Annotated in this window: 17 protein-coding genes; 8 read left to right on the top strand and 9 right to left on the bottom strand. The window is 60.0% G+C overall.

Translation table 11 applies throughout. From position 1 onward, the window contains the following. Positions 1-92 precede the first annotated feature (92 nt). The 3 genes from asd (at position 93) to ABEG21_RS22820 (ending at position 3,698) form a co-directional block, all read left to right on the top strand. Entirely contained in the window at positions 93-944 is an 852-nt protein-coding gene (gene asd / locus ABEG21_RS22830) for an archaetidylserine decarboxylase (protein WP_347558850.1), read from the top strand. 551 nt (positions 945-1,495) lie between these two features. Next, entirely contained in the window at positions 1,496-1,996 is a 501-nt protein-coding gene (locus ABEG21_RS22825; RefSeq protein ID WP_347558849.1) for an MFS transporter, read from the top strand. Further along, positions 1,989-3,698, top strand: a complete 1,710-nt coding sequence (locus ABEG21_RS22820; protein ID WP_347558848.1) for a thiamine pyrophosphate-binding protein — start codon at positions 1,989-1,991, stop codon at positions 3,696-3,698. Before ABEG21_RS22825 ends, ABEG21_RS22820 begins: the two co-directional genes overlap by 8 nt. A gap of 103 nt (positions 3,699-3,801) precedes the next feature. Here ABEG21_RS22820 and ABEG21_RS22815 read toward each other — a convergent pair whose 3' ends face one another. Then, positions 3,802-4,746: a LysR family transcriptional regulator gene (locus ABEG21_RS22815; RefSeq protein WP_347558847.1), complete on the bottom strand. Its 945-nt coding sequence runs from the start codon at positions 4,744-4,746 to the stop codon at positions 3,802-3,804. A gap of 287 nt (positions 4,747-5,033) precedes the next feature. Here ABEG21_RS22815 and ABEG21_RS22810 point away from each other — a divergent pair, with 287 nt between their 5' ends. Together ABEG21_RS22810 and ABEG21_RS22805 are read left to right on the top strand one after the other, a co-directional pair. Next, a complete protein-coding gene (locus tag ABEG21_RS22810; RefSeq protein WP_347558846.1) occupies positions 5,034-5,348 on the top strand; it encodes a hypothetical protein in 315 nt (104 codons plus the stop codon). 156 nt (positions 5,349-5,504) lie between these two features. Further along, positions 5,505-6,245, top strand: a complete 741-nt coding sequence (locus ABEG21_RS22805; RefSeq protein WP_347558845.1) for a GntR family transcriptional regulator — start codon at positions 5,505-5,507, stop codon at positions 6,243-6,245. A 53-nt stretch (positions 6,246-6,298) separates the two neighbouring features. Here ABEG21_RS22805 and ABEG21_RS22800 read toward each other — a convergent pair whose 3' ends face one another. Continuing rightward, complete coding sequence (locus ABEG21_RS22800) at positions 6,299-7,135, bottom strand: glucose 1-dehydrogenase (RefSeq protein ID WP_347558844.1); 837 nt, start codon at positions 7,133-7,135, stop codon at positions 6,299-6,301. A gap of 38 nt (positions 7,136-7,173) precedes the next feature. After that, positions 7,174-8,004, bottom strand: a complete 831-nt coding sequence (locus ABEG21_RS22795; protein ID WP_347558843.1) for an isocitrate lyase/PEP mutase family protein — start codon at positions 8,002-8,004, stop codon at positions 7,174-7,176. 137 nt (positions 8,005-8,141) lie between these two features. On the opposite strand from ABEG21_RS22795, the gene ABEG21_RS22790 reads away from it, so the two are divergent. Next, positions 8,142-9,518 carry an MFS transporter gene (locus ABEG21_RS22790; protein WP_347558842.1) on the top strand — a complete coding sequence of 459 codons (1,377 nt, stop codon included), beginning with the start codon at positions 8,142-8,144 and terminating at the stop codon, positions 9,516-9,518. Positions 9,519-9,614: 96 nt separating this feature from the next. On the opposite strand, the gene ABEG21_RS22785 is transcribed toward ABEG21_RS22790, so the two are convergent. The 5 genes from ABEG21_RS22785 to ABEG21_RS22765 all read right to left on the bottom strand — a co-directional run bounded on the left by ABEG21_RS22785 (position 9,615) and on the right by ABEG21_RS22765 (position 15,134). Then, positions 9,615-11,240 (bottom strand): ABC transporter substrate-binding protein, encoded by a 1,626-nt coding sequence (locus ABEG21_RS22785; RefSeq protein ID WP_347558841.1) that lies wholly within the window; start codon positions 11,238-11,240, stop codon positions 9,615-9,617. 216 nt (positions 11,241-11,456) lie between these two features. Then, the gene (locus ABEG21_RS22780) at positions 11,457-12,431 is read right to left on the bottom strand and encodes an agmatinase (protein ID WP_347558840.1); all 975 of its coding nucleotides are present in this window, start codon (positions 12,429-12,431) and stop codon (positions 11,457-11,459) included. A 36-nt stretch (positions 12,432-12,467) separates the two neighbouring features. Then, entirely contained in the window at positions 12,468-13,895 is a 1,428-nt protein-coding gene (locus ABEG21_RS22775; protein WP_347558839.1) for an MmgE/PrpD family protein, read from the bottom strand. Then, a complete protein-coding gene (locus ABEG21_RS22770) occupies positions 13,892-14,683 on the bottom strand; it encodes a transporter substrate-binding domain-containing protein (RefSeq protein WP_347558838.1) in 792 nt (263 codons plus the stop codon). Before ABEG21_RS22770 ends, ABEG21_RS22775 begins: the two co-directional genes overlap by 4 nt. Positions 14,684-14,726: 43 nt before the next feature. Next, positions 14,727-15,134 (bottom strand): RidA family protein, encoded by a 408-nt coding sequence (locus ABEG21_RS22765; protein WP_347558837.1) that lies wholly within the window; start codon positions 15,132-15,134, stop codon positions 14,727-14,729. Between the two features lie 128 nt (positions 15,135-15,262). Here ABEG21_RS22765 and ABEG21_RS22760 point away from each other — a divergent pair, with 128 nt between their 5' ends. Together ABEG21_RS22760 and ABEG21_RS22755 are read left to right on the top strand one after the other, a co-directional pair. Next, on the top strand, positions 15,263-16,147 hold the full coding sequence (locus ABEG21_RS22760) for a LysR family transcriptional regulator (protein WP_347558836.1): 885 nt from the start codon (positions 15,263-15,265) through the stop codon (positions 16,145-16,147). A gap of 273 nt (positions 16,148-16,420) precedes the next feature. Next, positions 16,421-17,752 (top strand): MFS transporter, encoded by a 1,332-nt coding sequence (locus ABEG21_RS22755; RefSeq protein ID WP_347558835.1) that lies wholly within the window; start codon positions 16,421-16,423, stop codon positions 17,750-17,752. A 32-nt stretch (positions 17,753-17,784) separates the two neighbouring features. On the opposite strand, the gene ABEG21_RS22750 is transcribed toward ABEG21_RS22755, so the two are convergent. Further along, entirely contained in the window at positions 17,785-18,486 is a 702-nt protein-coding gene (locus tag ABEG21_RS22750; protein ID WP_347558834.1) for a glutathione S-transferase C-terminal domain-containing protein, read from the bottom strand. Between the last annotated feature and the right edge of the window lie 116 nt (positions 18,487-18,602).

Here is an 18,602-nt window from a genome sequence, read left to right as displayed (position 1 = left end):
TGCCAGCCGAAACCTCCGCGACGTCGTCGCGTCGCCTCCGGTTCGAATCCGCCTGCAGCGTTTCCATGCTGAATCATTCTGTTGGGGTATCCGTGTCTGATCGAATTGCATTATTGTTTCAACACCTGCTGCCGAAGGGCGCGCTGACTTCTTTCGCGGGTCGCGTCGCCAGCGCACGTGCAGGCGCATTGACGACCGGCCTGATCCGCTTGTTCGTCGACAAATATCACGTCGACATGACCGAGGCGGCGAACAGCAATATCGATAGCTACGCCAGCTTCAATGATTTTTTCACCCGTGCGCTCAAGCCCGGCGCCCGACCCATTGCGGACGCAGCCTTTGTCAGCCCCGTCGATGGCGCCATCAGTCAGCTCGGTGCAATCGACGAGCAGAAGATCGTCCAGGCCAAAGGCCACGATTACACGGTGAGCGAACTGCTGGGTGGCGATGCGGCACTGGCCCAACGCTTTCAGAACGGCCGCTTTGCAAATCTGTATCTGTCGCCGCGCGACTATCATCGCCTGCACATGCCCTGCGATGGACGTCTGACGCGCATGGTCCATGTTCCCGGCAGCCTGTATTCGGTCAATCCGACGACGGCACGCGGCGTACCCAAGCTTTTCGCGCGCAATGAGCGCGTCGTCTGCGAATTCGAAAGCGATACCGCCGGCACCTTCGTCATGGTCTTGGTCGGTGCGACGATCGTCGGCAGTATCGCCACCGTCTGGCACGGCGTCGTCAACGCGCAGCGTCCGCAGACAATCCGGGAATGGAAGTACGACGATCAAGACATCGTGTTGAAACAGGGCGCCGAAATGGGCCGCTTTCTGCTCGGCTCCACGGTGATCATGTTGTTTCAGTCCGGCTCGATCGCGCTTAACCCGGCATGGACATCGGAGCGCGCGGTGCGCCTCGGTGAAGTGATGGGTACACGCGGCGCCTGAGCATCCCCCTTCTGCTGCAAACAGTACAGTTCTGTCTCACAAAACCATTTTTAAGACACATAGGCACGATTGCAAGCGGCACTGCTTGCATAGCTGCTATGCATCCGTCGCAATCCTCCACGAAGCGATTGTCACCATACTAGGCGCTTGACGTCGCAGGTGCCTCTGCCAGCACGCCCTCGCGGCGCCTGAGCACGCTCGGGATCGTCATTCCGAGATGGAACGTGCGGATAGAAAAAAACAAAAATGTAAGGTGACGAGAATGCAGTCCTGGTACAGCAGTATGCCGTCGCCCCATCGCAGAATCTTCTGGGCCTGTTTTCTGGGATGGGCATTGGACGCGATGGACGTTCAGCTCTTCGCTTTCGTGATTCCGTCGCTGCTGGGACTTTGGGGCATGACGAAGGGCCAGGCAGGCATCATCGGCACCTCCGCATTGATCTACTCCGCAATCGGTGGCGTACTGGCGGGTGGTCTGGCCGACCGTATCGGCAGAGTGCGCGTGCTGAAAATCGCGATTCTCTGGTTCTCGCTTTTTCCTGACTTGGCTCGTGACCTATTTACGCCAGACCCAAGCGTTGACCGTCAATCTCACATCGATCTTTCTGGCGGTGAATCTTTTCGGTTCGTTTTGCGGCTACGTCGGCATGGCGTATATGAGCGATTGCCTGGGACGTCGCGTCATGTTTGCCTTCTCAGCCGCAGCCGCGACGGTCACGGTGCTGATCTACACCCAATTACACCTGCCGCTCTTCGGTCTGCTACTGCTCGGCTTCCCGCTCGGACTGTTTCAATCGGGGATCGTCTCCGGCATGGGCGCATGCTTCACCGAGCTGTTCCCGGCACAGATCCGCGGGACCGCCGGGGGCTTCTCGTACAACTTCGGTCGCGGCATCGGCACACTCGTTCCCGCTGTCGTCGACTTGACGAGCGCATCGTTGGGCCTGGCACCCGCTATTGGCATCTGGGCCGCATTGTCATACGTCCTCGTTTTCATCGTCGCCATCTTTCTGCCGGAAACCCGAAATAAGGAGTTGGAAATCCATGTCTGAAGTCGCTCACCGCTCAGGTCCGCGCAACGGCGGCCAGATTCTGGTCGATACGTTGGTGAACAATGCCGTCGATACCGTCTACTGCGTTCCAGGCGAAAGCTATCTCGCGGTCCTCGACGCGCTCCACGACGCCTGCAGCATCCGCACGATCGTCACGCGTCATGAAGGCGCCGCCTCGAACATGGCCGACGCCTACGGCAAGCTCACCGGCCGGCCCGGCATCTGCTTCGTCACACGCGGCCCCGGCGCCACGCACGCCGCCAATGGTGTTCATACTGCCTTCGAAGACTCGACGCCGATGATCCTATTCATCGGCCAAGTGGAACGCGGCATGATCGGTCGTGGCGCATTTCAGGAAGTCGATTACCGTCAGATGTTCGGTGGCCTGGCAAAGTGGGCCACGGAAATCGACAGCATCGAACGCATTCCTGAAATTGTCTCGAAAGCGATCAGCATCGCCCTTTCCGGGCGACCGGGTCCGGTTGTCATCGGGCTGCCCGAGGATGTCTTGTTCAATGCCGCCGAGGTCCCCGACGCGCCCCCCGTGCGCGTTGCCTATTCCGCGCCTGCTACGGCAGACATGGCGGAACTGGTCACGCTGTTGCAGGGTGCGCGTCGACCGCTCGTGGTCGCTGGTGGCACGGCCTGGGACCCCGTGGCGACCGATGCGCTGAAGCGCTTCGTGCACGCTTACGATCTCCCTCTGGCGGCATCATTTCGTCGGCAAGATTTGCTCGACAACCGCGATCCGCATTATGTCGGTCAACTCGGTCTCGGCATCTCCCCCCAGCTCGCCGAACGCGTTAAAAATGCCGATCTGCTGCTGGTCATCGGCTCGCGACTCGCGGAGACGACATCGGTCGGCTATACCTTGATCGAAAGCCCCGCACCAAAGCAAACGCTGATTCACGTCCATCCCGATCCGGAAGAACTCGGGCGCGTGTTCCAGGCGCACTTGCCGATCAATGCCAGCCTGCGGGGTTTTGCAGCGGCGCTCGATACGCTCGATCGCGTGCGGACCGATCACACCGATGCGCATGGCGACAACGCGTTTGTCCCGCCCTGGCATGACTGGACGCAGTCCGCCCGCGCCGACTACGTGAAGCATTCGACACCGGCGCCAAGCGCGACCGATATCAAGGGCGTCGATCTGGCGCATGTGGTGTCGCATCTCAGCGAGGTGCTACCCGATGATGCCGTCATCACCAACGGCGCCGGCAACTACACCGTCTGGGTGCATCGTTTCTACCGCTATCGGCAGATGGCCACGGAATTGGCGCCGACGAATGGCGCGATGGGGTATGGCTTCCCCGCGGCCATCGCTGCAAAACTGCACGATCCAAAACGCGCCGTGGTCTGTTTCGCCGGTGACGGCTGCTTCATGATGTATGCACAGGAACTCGCCACCGCCGTACAGTTCGGTGCACCGCTGGTGGTGATCGTCGTGAATAACGGGATGCTGGGAACCATCCGCATGCATCAGGAGAATAGCTATCCGGGCCGGGTATCGGCGACGCGGTTGACGAATCCGGATTTCATCGCGCTGGCGAAGGCCTTCGGTGCGCATGCCGAATGCGTGGAAACCAACGCGGCCTTCCCCGCCGCGTTCGAGCGGGCGCTTCATGCGGGCGTACCGGCGCTGATCGAGCTGCGCACGGATCCGCTACAGATCACGCCGGCCAAACGACTCGAGCACGTGTGATTCTGACGCAAAGCGCCGTCTTTGGTCTGTCGACCGGTCAGGAACGCTATCATCGCCGCCGAGGGGTCTTCCTCATCGGCGATGCGCGTGAACAGCGATCATTTCACACAGCCTTTATCGCCTCGGACAAACGCGCATTCGGCCAGGCACCACTGCCGACCAACTCGGCGGCGGCGCGACGAATGATGTGCGACGCTTCCCACACTGTACCGGCAGCCGCGCCGTTCGACGGCAAGACAATGCCGACGTCGCGCGACACCTGCGGTTGATCCAGGCGAAAGCGTTTCAATCTTCCCGCCGCCACTTCCTCGACGACCGCCGCCTCCGGTAACACGGTGCACCCGCAATGCGCCAACACCAGCCGTTTGGTAATCGAAATAGAGCCATCGCATTCGAAGGCGATGGTGGGAGAGAATCCGTGGGGCGCCGCAAGCGATTCGACCAATCGTCGCAAGCCGTGATGCGTGCTGGGCAAGATCAACGGCAGGCCATTCAACACGCGGACATCGATCCTGTCGCCTTTTAGCGGATGATCGGGCGGCGTGATCAGGCAGACGTCCTCGGTCAGCAGGCGATCGTACTGCAATGCCCCGCGCTCCTCCGGAAGATACATCACGGCCACATCGATTTCGCCATTGCTCAACGCGCTTAACAATTGACTGGCGAGCCCCTCCACGAAGCGAATTTTCGTGTTCGGATAGCGGTCGGACAGTGCGTGCGCCAGCGTGCCGAACATGATCCTGGCAATCGTCGGTTGCGCGGCAATACACAGCCGGGTGGGCCCCAGTTCCGAACTGTTCCGAAGGGTTCGGCTGACCTCGTCGATACTGTGCTTCACCGTCTCGGCATAGCGCATCAATATCTCTCCGCGCTCCGTCAAGGCAACGCCGCGCCCGCTGCGACGAAACAAGCGAACCCCCAACTCTGCTTCGAGCGTGGCGATATGGCGGCTGACCGTCGATTGATTGAGCCCGGTGTCCAGTGCCACGCGCGATAAGCTGCCCGAGCGGGCAACGCGCGCGAAAAGATTCAGATCGTCGGAATTCATTCTGATGCAAAAACTCGCATAAAAAGTGATCTGCTGGCGATAAATACCGATTCAATCGCCCAGGCGTGCAGTATAGATTCAACGAGCCGACCGTGTCCGCCTTCTCTCCCCACGAGGCGCAAGTTCCGGCCACGGTTTTATCACTCTACCCGCTGGGGAATAAGGCGCACGCGCGATACCCATCATGACAAGGCCTCACGCAGCGGGCGCCCAGACGCAACCGGCAACGAGATAGTGGCGTATATTAAGACACGGATTACCCTGTAACGCGGCCCTCGGAGGGCACCATGAACAAGCGATACCTCGTGCAATATGGGATGTTGGGTTTGCTTGTCTGGTGCGCTACTGCCCAAGCCGAGCCGGTGTTCCACTCCAGCGTATTTGCCGGGAATGTCTTCATCGACGGCACGAATCCCGACAATCGCGCGTATAACTGCCGCGCGGTATTTTCGTATCACTACTTCGCTGGCGCCACCTTAACCCCTGGCAAGGTCGACGAGGCCTTCACAATGCCCCCGAACTTCAGCGGCCGTGTGGTGACGTCCGTCATCCCGAGCGCGAATGTGCAGATCGACGGCGATATCCAAACGCCCTGTCAGTAGTGGTATACGGCAGGAAGCGGCGACCGGCTTGCATCGCGCCGACAAGAGGCGCGGAGATAACAGCGATGCCCGGACTTGATGCCGGGTCCGCCCGCCGCACACATGCAGTGCTACCATGTCGACTATTCTTTTTTCATTCGACAGACTGGGAACTACATGGGTCGAACGCTTGCGATGACGCGTCCGCGCACCCTGGCGGGCGTCGTTACGGAAAGGTTGCGCGCGGCAATCGTCGACGGCGAATTTGCCCCCGGCGAATTGTTGTCCGAAGACGCTCTGGCGGCGCAATTGGGCACGAGCCGGACGCCCGTGCGCGAGGCACTCAACACGCTGCAATTTCAGGGTCTCGTCAATATCGTGCCGCAGCGCGGCACCTTCGTGTTTTCGCCGACGGACGCCGATATCGCGGAACTCTGCGACTACCGGGCGACACTGGAAATGAAGGCGGTACAGCTCGCCATGGCCCGGCATCCTGACGCGGCGCATCGCGATCTGAAAGCCGCGCTGGCCGACATGACCCGTGCACACAAAAAACACGACGACATTGCCTATGCACGCGCCGACAGCGCCTTTCACGAGACGTTCCTGACGCATTGCGACAACCCCTATCTTAAAAATGCCTATTTGCTGGCATCGGGGCGCGTGGCAGCAGTGCGCTGCTTTCTTGCGTCGCATGTAACCGGCGAGCCGGCGCGCTCGTTCGACGAGCATCGAGAGATCGTGAAGCTGTGGGGCGAAGGAGACGGGCAGCGCATTGCCACGATTCTCGCAGCGCATATCATGCGCACACAGGAAAACTATTTACGGGCGCTGAAAGCCGGCACGATTACGACGCAAACCGCCACGACGCCGACGCGTCGCGCATCGGCACTTAAATCCGGCCTGACCCATGCTTAAGCGGAAGGCGTGGCGGCCCGCGCAGGCCTGCTCTCGCCTTCCGTCGTTCGCCATCAGCTCATCGTCAGGCCGCCTTCGATATTCAAGGACTGGCCGGTCATATAGTCGGCATCGGGGCTCGCCAAAAATGCAGCGAGACCCGCCACATCGCCCGGCGTCTGCGCGCGACCGAGCGGTACCGCCGCCACGCGGGTTCGCCAGGCCTGACCGGACTCCCATTGCTCGATATCGGACCACTGTTGGTCGATTTTCTTCCACATATCGGTATCGACCAAGCCCGGGCAGATTGCATTGACGGTAATGTCCGGCGCGAACGTGTAGGCCGCGGACTGCGTAATGCTGATGACGGCCGCCTTGCTGGCTCGATAATGTGGGATGATCGGCGCCATCGGCCCGGCGCCGTAGCGGCCCGCGATCGACGACAAGGTAACGATCTTTCCCTTCGGCCGGCCATCCCCTAACGCGGTCTGCTTCTGCATCTGTTTCGCGGCGGCTTGCACGGTGAAAAACACGCCCTTGACGTTGACCGCGAAAATCGGATCCCAGTCCTCCGCCTCGATATCTTGAAAACGCTTCACTTGCACGACGCCGGCATTGCATACCATCATGTCGAGACGACCATAATGTTCGACGATATGCGACACCATCGCCTCGCATTGCTCGCGTTCGACGACATTGACGGAAAGACCGATCGCGTCATGCCCGTCGGCGCGCAGGCGCGCGGCAGCCTGTTCGGCGCGGTCCGCATCGATATCGGCTATCGCAATGCGCGCGCCGTCCGCTGCAAGTCTTTGCGCCATCGCAAAGCCAATACCTTGCGCGGCACCGGTGATCGCGACGATCATTCCGTCCAGTCGCCCGGCGATTTGCTGCGTCTGTGCGTGTGTCATTATCCTGTCTCCTTTAGTCTGTCTTCGATAAGCGGGCGTTACTGATAGCCGTCTTTGCCCAGCACGCTCTCATAGTCGTGCAACGACATCAAACATTGCGGCGCACCGGCCGTGGTTCCCGCTTCTTTGATATGAGCGACGAAGGTCGTCATCATCTGCGCATAGGCAAGCGTCGACGACACCGGAAAGGCCATCATCTTGACGCCTAGCCGTTCAAAGTCCGGCGCGGTAAGCGGCGGCGCTTTACCGTCGACATAGTTGAACATCAGCGGCGCGTCGATCGCGCGCACCGCCTCCGCGATTTCTTCGTCGGACTGCAACATTTCCAGCAGTACGAGATCCGCGCCGGCACGGGCATACGCCCGGCCGCGCGCCAAGGCATCGGCAAATCCATTTGGAATGCGTGCGTCTGACCGACCGATGATCAGCAGATTCGGATCCTTGCGCGCCGCCACGGCTGCCCGAATCTTGTCCGCATGTTCGTCCGCCGAGATCAAGGCGATCCCCGCCATCGCCCCGCAACGCTTCGGCGTGACCTGATCTTCGAGATGGATCGCGGCCACCCCTGCCGCCTCATAAGCGCGAATCGTTCGCGCGACATTGTTGGCGTTGCCGTAACCGGTGTCGGCATCGGCGATGACGGGTATCTTCACCGCATCGGCGAATGCCCGGCCACGCTCGACCATTTCCGACATGCTTAAGAGGCCAATGTCCGGTGCGCCGATCAACGACGCCGACAAGCCGTTGCCGGTCATATACACGGCCTCGAAACCCGCCTGCTCGATGATCCGCGCGCCCAAGGCATCGTGACACCCTGGTGCCACCACGATGCCGGGTTGTTTGAGCCGCTCGGCCAGGGTTGCTCGCATAGTCCTTGTCTCCTTAATTGCTTTCGTCGACGCCCTCCCCGCGAGTCGAACCCTCGGGAAAACCGCCATTTTTAGGATACTAGTACCTCAGTTAAGATAGCGCAATCCGGAAATATCTGGAATCGAGGAGACATACGATGGCATTAGAAACATCGGGAAATACCGTGCCGAAGGCATGGCCGGCCGTCGCGACCGCACCGCGCGACGGTGACATCGACGGTCCGGATGCCGCCATGGCAAACGCGGCACTGGCCACGCAAGTGACCAAGAAGCTCTATCGCCGTATCGTCTGGTATTGCTTCTTCCTCTTCGTCATCAATTACCTCGACCGCGTCAATATCGGTTTCGCCGCGCTACAGATGAACGCGGAGATCGGCTTGAGCGCGAAGGCGTACGGCATGGGCGCCGGGATTTTCTTTCTCGGCTATATCCTCTTCGAGGTCCCGAGCAATCTGATTTTGCATAAGGTCGGGCCGCGCATCTGGATTGCGCGGATCATGGTGACCTGGGGCATCGTCTGTTGCGCGATGGCGGCGTTGCAAGGGCCGAACTCGTTCTATCTGCTGCGTTTCCTGCTGGGGCTGGCCGAAGCGGGCTTTGCGCCGGGCATACTGCTTTACTTGACCAATTGGTTCCCCAAAAAGGAACGCGGCAAAGCGGTGGCCGGTTTCATGTTGGCTACGGTCTTGTCTTCGGTGTTCGGTGCGCCGCTGTCGGGATGGATCATGAGCGCGGCACATGGCTGGATGGGATGGTCGGGCTGGCGCTGGATGTTCCTGATCGAAGGGATACCCGCGGTGATCTTCGGCGTGGTCACGTTCTTCTACCTCGCCGACCGTCCTGAAACGGCCCGCTGGCTGAGCGCGGCCGAGCGCAACTGGCTGACGCGAACGCTGGCGCGCGATGTCGACGCCTCCGCGGCACACAACACGCATTCCTTCGGGGCAGCATTGGGCGACACCCGCGTTTGGGTGCTGACCGCGATCTATGCCTTTAACGGGATGGCGATTTATGGCGTGGTGTTATGGCTGCCGCAGATCGTGCGCAGCGTGGGCGGCCTGACCACGATGCAGACCGGCATCGTGTCTGCGATACCGTTTATTTTCGGCGCCCTGGGACTGATTTTTATCGCACGCAGTTCCGATCGTACCGGAGAGCGACGGTGGCATACGGCCTTGGCGGGACTGAGCGGCGGAATCTTTTTAGCCCTCAGCGCCATCGCGCCCACCCCGTTGCTAGGCCTTGTCGCGCTGTGCTTTTGTGCAATCGGCTTGTGGGCCACGCTCGGCGTGTTCTGGACCTTGCCGGCTCAGTTTCTCACTGGCGCGGCCGCAGCCGGCGGATTGGCCTTCATCAACGGCGTGGCGCAATTGGGCGGCTTCACCGGCCCCTATTTGGTGGGCTGGATCCGGGAAAGCACGGGGAGCTTCACCGCACCGCTGCTGACGCTATCGCTCGGCCCCTGCATCGCCTTCCTTTTGTGCATGACACTGAAAGGCGTGCGCGATCGATAATGTTTCAAGGATGTTGGATCGTTTCGCGGGCTTTAGAAGCGATCCGACATTTTCAAGATGCGACGCTTTCGGTCGCAATCCTCTTAACACCATCTATCAGGTCTTCACCAGATAGACATCGGAGAGATTACCTTCCAGCCCTTGCGCCGTGACCGTATGGTTGCGGACGCGCTTATTGGCGAGGGTCATCATGCGCGGTGCGATCAAATTCAAGATCGGCAGATCCTGATTCACGATCTGCTGAAACTGGCGATACAAGGCCACGCGCTTCGACTCGTCGATTTCGACCGATGCCGTTTCGAGCAAGCGATCCACTTCCGGATTGCTGTAGTGCGGCGCATTCGAGAACGGCACACCCGGCCGGTAGTTCTTCGACCAATACAAGCGTTGCACACCCACGCTCGGATCGAACAAGGTGTTCACACCAATACTGGTGAAGTCGAATTGCCGGTCCGTATAGACGCGCTTCAAGAAACTCGGCAGATCTTGCGAGCGCACCGTCACGGCGATACCGATACGCGCGAGCGCAGATTTCACATAGCCCGCGCAGCGCTGATGCAAATCCCCGTAGGGCAAGTAGTCGTGCGTCAGTTGAAACCGAATGCCGTCGGCTTTGCGCGGATAGCCGGCCTGATCCAGCAAGCGTTCCGCCGTGGCGACATCGATCGTATAGGGATGTATCGTCGCGTCGTGATACGGCGAGGCTGGCGTGATCGGCGTCGGCGACAGGTCCGCATAGCCGTAGGCCACCGTCCGTTGCACGACCTGCGGATCGATCGCATGGGCAATCGCCTGGCGCACGCGAAGATCCTTCAAAATGGGATGGTCGAGATTGAAGTCGATCTCGGCCAACGGCGACAGGAAACGATAGCCACGCGTTTCCACCGTCAGTTGCGGCAATTTTTCGAGACGCGGCAAATCCGTCAGCGGTACGGGATTTTCGCCACCCAAGTCGAGTGCGCCCGTCTCGAACGCCGCCGACCGCGCAGCCGCGTCCGGGATCACCTTGAAGATCAAACTGTCGATGTAGGGCTTGCCGGGCGCCCAGTAATCGGGGTTGCGTTCGTACTCGATGCTGGAGCCGCGGGTCCAGGATTTAAAACGATAGGGACCGGTGCCGATAGGCGCATTGTTATGCGGATTCGTCAGCGGATCGCCCGTCTCATAAAGATGTTTCGCGACGATGGGCGACTCGCCGGCGGACAACGCTTTTAGCAAGTAAGGCGCCGGCTTCGAGAGCTCGATCACCGCGGTATAAGCGCTCGGGGTAGTCACACGCGCGACGTTGGCGAAAGTGCTCCGCCCACGCGGATGCACGCTCTTCAACAAATCGATCGAGAAGGCGACATCCGCCGACGTGAAGGACTTTCCATCGTGCCACTTGACGTTTTGGCGCAGCGTGAACGTGTACTTGAGACCGTCCGGGCTGACATTCCATGCGGTCGCCAATTGAGGCTGCGGCGAAAGCGAAAAGTCGTACGACAGCAAGCCCTCATGCACTTTCGAGCTGGCAACCAAGGTCGGACCGGTGGTTTGCGCAATCGAGACCAATACCGGCGGTTCGGGATTGATGAGCATGTTCAGCGTCCCACCGCGCGTCGGCGCTTCCGCCGACGCCCCCTTCTGCTCGGCGGCCCACGCCGGCACTCCAGAAACCGCCAAGCCGGCCGCGGCAGCGCCGGTCGTTATCAAAAAGCCACGTCTATCCAAGCTGCTGCGCATATGCTGCTAACCCTCTGCCTCTTCCGGCGTCTCCGGCGCCGCGGTTGTCACGCAGAACGCAGGATGTCGCATCGCATGACGCCGTGTCGCCTTTTTGTTGATGTCGGCGTGATGGTAGGGCGCGGCGCGCGAGACGCGAACCAACGCTTTGCGATATCTATTTCGCAAAACGCGATAACCGACAACGAAAGCGGAAGGCTGAGGACGACTTCGACGTCAGACGCCTGCGTTACGCGGTGCGTCGAAATAGTCCGCGCGTACCGCCGCGCCGATCATATTGACGATAAGGCGCCCAGCGGTGATCGAGGTCAAATTATTGACATCGGTCGCCGGCGTGATCTCGACGATATCCATGCCGACGACGCGTCCCTTTTTCACCAATCCGTGAATCAGCTTGCGCATCTGGACATAGGTGATCCCTCCCAAGGCAGGACCGGCTACCGCCGGCGCAATCGACGGGTCGAGGCCATCGGCATCGATCGTCAGATAATAGCGGCCGCCATCGGGAATTCGATCAAGCACGGACTGCATGCCGTTATCGTGCACGTCATAGGCCGGGATCAGATGCGAACCGTAGGCGATCGCCGCATCGTAATCCGCCTGCCGGCCGCTACCCTGCGCGCGCAATCCAATCTGAAAAATCTCGCCGATATGCGGCATCTCGGACGCGCGACGTATCGTGCTCGACAAGCCTTCGCGAATCCCGTTCACTTCATCGCGCCAATCCAGATGGGCATCGATGTGTACCAAGGTGATCGGCCCTTGATCGTCATAGGCCCGCAATACCGGGATCGGAATCGCATGATCGCCGCCCAGAATAATCGGCATGGCGCCGGCCTTGAGGATCTTGCGCACGGCAGCTTCGGAGCGCGGACCGTGTGAACTCAGATCCTGCGGATCCGCAGGAACATTGCCACAGTCGACGACTTTCAACGCGCGATTGTCGTAGATCGGCCCACCAACGTCGAAGTCGTAGTGATGCAGCGCACGACAAATGCGATCGCTCATCGCGCGGATCGCATCCGGCGCGCGACTTTGATCGTTGCTGATGTGTTCGGCCGTGTAAGCCTGCCCATAAGGGATGCCGAGGATCGCAACATGGGCGTCCAATTGATCCAGGTCAGTACAGATCGGCGACCACAAGAAGCTTTGGTGTTTTTTGGATGGCGGAATGGTAAGGGGGAATGTCATCGAACCTCTCCCGAATAATAGGATGGAGAAAATGCGTCAAGGAAACAGCGTATCGAGTGTCGCAAGTGTCTCGATATCGCCAAGTGTGTCGAGAATGCGGCGCGCCGATGCCTCAGGCATGGCACGCGTGGCGCAATCCAGAAATTTTTGCTGCAGTTGCGCGTCGCTGAGCGGCTTCGATGCCGCGCCGACCGGATAATCGCGAAACGCTTGCATCGTGCCGCCATCGGCAAAACGCACGGTTACGAAAGCCCCTTCCGGGGCCCGCTCGCACAGCGTCGCGTCCCATCGTTCAGACGAGTGCATCGAGACGCGATTCATGGCGGCACGAATATCGTCGCGCGCCAAAACGGCCGGCGTCAGCGAATCCAGCGTGACTTCACCATCGCAGCAGATGCATGCGAGCGCGAACTGCATGCTGAATTGCGCCTGCTGCGCGGTCTGTGGATTCGAATAAATCAGATTTTTGAGAACGATCGGCGGCACATCGCAATCGATCGCAACGATCGTATCCCGGTCGTAAGCATCCTCCGCAGAATGACCGAGCATCTCTGCGAGCGCATCGGCTGCGGCATGTGACGAGAGGCAGACAGGGATCCGTTTGATATCCAGACCCGGCGTCAGCAGGCGCCAGGTCTGACCCAAACGCAGTGCGTCGACGTCGAACACCCCGCCATTTATCAACGCAGCAAACCCGTTCGGCCCCTCCAAGGCGTGCGCCGGCCCGCTGCACCCTTGCCGGGCGAGCAATGCCATCATCACGCCCTGTTGTGCGGCGTTACCCAACAGGATCGCTTTTGCATCGCTGCCAAAGCCCGCTTTCATCCCCGCGCTGCCGACCACGGCCAAGCCGAGCGCCGCGCTCGTTTGTTCCACGGACAACGCCAACGCACGGCATGCCGCGGCACAGGCACCAAACGCACCGTACAGCCCCGTAGTCCACCAGCCGCGATCATAGGGACCGCGACCAAGGGCGCTAGCCAGGGCAAATTCGGCTTCCGCGCCAGCAATAAAGGCATCGATCAGCGTGGCGCCGCTGCCCCGAACCATCTCGGTGGCAGCGAACGCAGCGGGCGCGATCACGGCCGAGCCGTGCACGAAACCGGCATAGCAGTTGTCGTCGTAATCGAGCGCATGGGCAGCAACGGCGTTTGCGAAAGCCGCGCCACCGGCCGCGAGACGCGCGCCGTCGTTGTGCCATACGGCGGCGCCCGGGGTACTTGCCGCGTACTGGCTCGACTGCATGACGTCGAGCGTCTTGCGCGCGATGTCGGTCGTACTGCCTGCCAGCGCGACCGCCACCGTGTCGATCAGCGCACGTCCGGCAACGCGCCGCACAGGCATCGGCGTATTGTCGGCACCAACACCAACGACCCAGCGAGCAATGCGTTGCACCGCGGATTCAGGTAAGCGCGCGGCGTCGACTGCCCCGCCGTTCGCGCTCACGTCCAGGCGCTCGGTCATTCCGGCAAGTCACCCGGGCCGGTGCCGAGCCACTTCATCGAGATGGCTTTGATCGTGCCATCGGCCTTTGCCGCACGAATGATCTCGTTCAGCTTGTTCACCAGATCCGGATTGCCCTTCGGCACGCCGATGTAGCAAGGCGAATTCGACAGCACGACCTTCAAGGCGATATCGACATTCGGATGGTCTTTCTTGATCGCCGCCGCAACGGTAGTGCCGATCGCCATCATCTGCACCTGCCCCGACAGGAAGGATTGGATCGTCGCACTGTTGTCGTCGTAGCGCTGAATCAACGCCTTCGGTGCGCGGTCGCTGATTTCCTGATCTTGCATCGATGCTTTCGTCGCCGAGATCGTCTTGCCGTTCAGATCGTCGAAATTCGAGACGGCCAGATCCTTCTTCCCGAACACCGCGTCGAAGAACGGCGCATAAGCGATGGAGTAATCGATGACCTTCGAGCGCTCGGCGGTCTTCCCCAGCGACGATATCGTGATATCGGCCTTGCCGGTTTGCAAGTAAGCGACGCGATTCGGCGACGTGACCGGCACCAGATCGAGTTTCACGCCCAATTTCTGCGCGATAAGCCGTGCGGAATCGATATCGATCCCCTGCGGCTGCATATCGGGACCGACGAAACCATACGGCGCATAGTCGGTCGGCACGGCGATGTGGATGACGTGCGACTTTTCGATTTTTTCCAGCAATCCATCAGCATGCGCCGCAAAAGAGGTGCACGTAAGCAACGCTGCGGTAGCGCTCAGCATCAGTCGGAGGGAGAGACGTTTCACTTTTTTCGCTTCCATTTTTTAAGATTGCGTTGATGCGGCTTTTTCAGGATTTCACAGCGATCACATCGACTTCGACCAGCCACTCGGGCCGCGCGAGCGCGGTCACGGTGAGGCCCGTCGATACCGCATGGACACCCTTGAGCCAACGGCCAATGACGTTATAGACCTGCTCGCGGTAGCGCACGTCGACCAGATAGACGGTGACCTTGCAGATGTCTTCCAACTTGCTGCCGGCTTCTTCCAGCAACATCTTGATATTCGCCATTGCCTGTTCCGTCTGCGCCGCGGCGTCGCCAATCCCGACCGATTCATAGGTGTCGAGGTTCTGACCAATCTGGCCGCGCAAAAACACCATGTTCCCCGCTACCACTGCCTGGGCCAGATCGTTATCGAGCGATTGCTCCGGATAGGTTTTCTTCGTATTGAATGGGCGAATGCGCGTGTGTTCCATAACGTCGTCCTTGGCTCAAGGGGCTGTAAAGGGGTGTAGCAAAAATGTAGGTGGCTAAAATGTATTTGAAAAATCATTTTTCTGCGCCTAAGGTTGCGAAAAATGAAACCTTTTACGATGAGAGCGCAATGAAACGTCAGGGCCTGTCGGAACGTGACCTTCTGTCGCTACGGGTCTTCTGCGCCGTCGCCGAGGCCGGCGGGTTCGCCCCGGCAGAAACGTCGCTTGGCATGTCGAAGGCCACGATCAGCCGACATATCAAGGATGTCGAGACCCACCTCTCGGCAAAGCTGTGCGAGCGCGGCCCGGCCGGATTCGCGCTGACCGAGGCGGGTGACGTGGCATTGCGCGTGGCACGGGAAGCATTGGATGCGCTGGAGCGCATCAAACCCGAGGTGGATGGCGTGCGCGGAGTATTGTCCGGGCCGCTGTTACTTGGCAGCGCGGAACACGTAATGGCACATGAGGATTGCCATCTCGTCGAGGCCATCACTGAACTCCAACGCACGGCACCCTTGGTGCGGCCTACGCTGACGGTCATGGCCTTTGGCGATCTGGGACGGGCGTTGACGGACAGGCGCGTCCAGATCGCCATTCGCGGGAAATACAAGCCGATCCCCGGTCTGCGTCATTACCCACTTTTCGATGAAACCCAGCGCGTCTTTTATTGCCCATCCCACGCCGGTGTCATTGCCGCTCACAGCGATACGCGTTCCTTGCCCCTGGTCTGCCGCCGACATCCCTTCGTAACCGATGCCCTTGCAAACCACGGCTTTACGCCGGGACCGGACGTCGATGGTCTGGAGGCCGTGGCGACGATGATTGCAACCGGACGCTATGTCGGTCTCTTGCCTGAACACTATGTCGCGAAGCTGGGGCCGCGCTATCAGTTCGACGTGCTGCCCGACTCCCCGCACTACACCGTGCCTTTCTGCGCGATCGTCGAAGAGGCCCGCGGTTTGACGCGCAGCGCCGAAGCGTTTTTAGAGATATTGCTTGCCGCGCATCGCTGAAGCCTGCATCCAGCAGGGCAGCCGCCGAAGCTGATGCTTTGCCTAGCCGAGCGCCGGCCCCCTTCCGCTAACACCCTGATTCCAAGGCGTGATCTTTCCCAATAGCTATGGAGATTGGTTGTCCGACAACGGCGACTTCAGCTTACTGAAATCCATTAAACCGCGCGAACCTAGGGCTATCCCGGGCTCTTTCCCTGCATTTCCCCGACTATACTGCCTGCACGTCAACGCTTCCTACAGTTACGACGTCAGACAATTAGATTGGAGCGCTGCATGAAACCTGCCGTTTCCGCCGCACCGGTTCCTCCGGACAGCGACACGCTGCATGTCGATGCGCATGGCGCTGAAAGCAAGCTCTACGCGCGTGTGACAAGCAAGCTGGTGCCGCTGTTATTGACTGCGTTTTGTATCGCCTATCTGGATCGTATCAACGTCGGGCTTGCAAAGCTTCAGATGGCCGACGATCTTGGATTCAGCGATGCCGTCTATGGCTTTGGTGCAGGAATTTTCTATGTCGCCTACGCTATTTTCGAGATACCAAGCAATCTGATCATGCATCGCGTTGGCGCTCGCCGCTGGATCACACGGATCGCGATATCGTGGGGCCTGGTATCGATGTGCATGCTTTTCGTCAGCACCCCGTTCTCTTTCTACGCCCTACGTCTGCTTCTGGGTATTGCCGAATGCGGCTTATTTCCCGGCATCATTCTGTATTTGACCTATTGGTACCCGGCAGAGCGGCGTGCACGAATCATCGCCATCTTCATGGCGGCATTGCCGCTGTCCGGACTCGTCGGCGGCCCGCTCTCCGGCTGGATCATGCAACGTTTCGTCGGCGTGGCAGGACTGCATGGATGGCAATGGCTTTTCATGTTGGAAGCGCTACCGGCAATCGTGATCGGCTTTGTGATCTGGCGCCTGCTGCCAGACGGCATTGCCGACGCCAATTGGCTGAGCGCCACGGAAAAGAAAGTGCTTTCCGCCAACATCCAAGCGGAAGACGGCTCCAAGCCGACGCACAGCGCGCGCGCCGCATTCAAGAGCCCACGCATCTGGGTGATGAGCTTGATGATGTTTTGCTTTGCCACGGGAAACATGGGTATCAGCTTCTGGCTGCCGACGATCGTACAGCGTGCGGGACACGGCAACACACTCAGCGTCGGATGGCTTACGGCGATACCGTATGCCTTTTCAGCCGTGGCGATGTTCGCCCTATCTTGGAGTTCCGATAAGCATCTCGAACGCCGTTGGCATCTCGCCATCCCGGCTTTTATCGGCGCAGCGCTATTGGTCGCGAGCACATGGTGGGATCACGCACTGACGCCGACGATCATCGTCATGACATGCGCTTCGATGTGTGTGTTCGCCGTTGCCCCGCTACTCTGGGCCCAACCCACGGCACTGCTGAGCGGCAGTGCCGCTGCGGCCGGCATCGCACTGATCAGTTCGCTGGGGAATCTCGCGGGCGTATTCGCGCCCTCGCTTTTCGGCTTCCTCACGACACGCACGCACAGCACGAGCGCGGGGATGGTTTTACTCGCCTCGGCGATGGTGCTAGGCGGCCTTCTCGCCCTGACTGCGCCCGCGCGGTTGGTGAACAAGTGAACAGATGCGGCAACGGCTTCCGTCGGGCGCGTTTATGCCCGAGGATAATTCGACGGAAACAGCGCGCGCTCGGCTTCCTCGTCCCTCACCGTTTTGAACGTATGTGACTTGGCGAGTGCTCTTGCGCGCGTGATCGCGGGGCGCGCGTCCACGCGGGCGAACCAGCGTTGCAATTCAGGAAACGCCCCCAAGGGATCTTCGGCGCCGCCGAACACACGGGACGCGCGATCGATCCATCCCCAGGCCGAAATGTCCGCAATCGTGAACTGCTCACCGACTATGAATTCGCGCCCCGACAAGTGGTCTTCGAGCACTTGATAGTGCCGTTCCGCCTCGCGACGGTATCGATTGACGGCATAGTCCAGTCCCTTCGGCGCGGCAAACTGGAAGTGCACTGCCTGGCCCGAATAAGGCCCCAAGCCGGATGCAATGAAGAGCAACCACGACAGCAGCTCCGGGCGATCCTCAGGCGCGCCCAGAAGCTGCCCGGTCTTCTCTGCCAAATAGATCAGGATCGCGGTCGAATCGAAGACCCTTACCTCCTTGCCACCGGGCCCCTCGGTATCCACGATCGCTGGCACCTTGCCATTCGGATTGATCGCCCGAAAACCCGGCGCGTGTTGTTCGCCCTTGCTGGTATCGACAGGCACGGCTTCATACGCAAGCCCTGCTTCCTCCAAGAACAATGCGATCTTTGCGGGATTAGGGGTCGGGTGAAAATAAAAACGAATCATGACGCGTTCCTCATCGATATGAATGCCAGTCGGGTCTTAAAATGACGGCCCGCTCTCGCGCGGACATCATGTTGGGATAATTACTGGTCCCACATGGTAAGCGAGCATTGGACGCA

Origin of the sequence: Robbsia sp. KACC 23696 (assembly GCF_039852015.1) — a bacterium.
Lineage (GTDB): Bacteria > Pseudomonadota > Gammaproteobacteria > Burkholderiales > Burkholderiaceae > Robbsia.
Note: the sequence above shows the minus strand (reverse complement) of the source record. Positions and strands in the feature narration are given on the sequence as shown.

Excerpts from the sequence above, each read along its gene's own strand:
- ABEG21_RS22780 (WP_347558840.1), bottom strand. The coding sequence starts at position 12,431 with ATGACATTCCCCCTTACCATTCCGCCATCCAAAAAACACCAAAGCTTC.
- ABEG21_RS22790 (WP_347558842.1), top strand. The coding sequence starts at position 8,142 with ATGGCATTAGAAACATCGGGAAATACCGTGCCGAAGGCATGGCCGGCC.
- ABEG21_RS22755 (WP_347558835.1), top strand. The coding sequence starts at position 16,421 with ATGAAACCTGCCGTTTCCGCCGCACCGGTTCCTCCGGACAGCGACACG.
- ABEG21_RS22810 (WP_347558846.1), top strand. The coding sequence starts at position 5,034 with ATGAACAAGCGATACCTCGTGCAATATGGGATGTTGGGTTTGCTTGTC.
- ABEG21_RS22750 (WP_347558834.1), bottom strand. The coding sequence starts at position 18,486 with ATGATTCGTTTTTATTTTCACCCGACCCCTAATCCCGCAAAGATCGCA.
- ABEG21_RS22800 (WP_347558844.1), bottom strand. The coding sequence starts at position 7,135 with ATGACACACGCACAGACGCAGCAAATCGCCGGGCGACTGGACGGAATG.
- ABEG21_RS22795 (WP_347558843.1), bottom strand. The coding sequence starts at position 8,004 with ATGCGAGCAACCCTGGCCGAGCGGCTCAAACAACCCGGCATCGTGGTG.
- ABEG21_RS22820 (WP_347558848.1), top strand. The coding sequence starts at position 1,989 with ATGTCTGAAGTCGCTCACCGCTCAGGTCCGCGCAACGGCGGCCAGATT.
- ABEG21_RS22775 (WP_347558839.1), bottom strand. The coding sequence starts at position 13,895 with ATGACCGAGCGCCTGGACGTGAGCGCGAACGGCGGGGCAGTCGACGCC.
- ABEG21_RS22815 (WP_347558847.1), bottom strand. The coding sequence starts at position 4,746 with ATGAATTCCGACGATCTGAATCTTTTCGCGCGCGTTGCCCGCTCGGGC.
- ABEG21_RS22805 (WP_347558845.1), top strand. The coding sequence starts at position 5,505 with ATGGGTCGAACGCTTGCGATGACGCGTCCGCGCACCCTGGCGGGCGTC.
- ABEG21_RS22765 (WP_347558837.1), bottom strand. The coding sequence starts at position 15,134 with ATGGAACACACGCGCATTCGCCCATTCAATACGAAGAAAACCTATCCG.
- ABEG21_RS22785 (WP_347558841.1), bottom strand. The coding sequence starts at position 11,240 with ATGCGCAGCAGCTTGGATAGACGTGGCTTTTTGATAACGACCGGCGCT.
- ABEG21_RS22760 (WP_347558836.1), top strand. The coding sequence starts at position 15,263 with ATGAAACGTCAGGGCCTGTCGGAACGTGACCTTCTGTCGCTACGGGTC.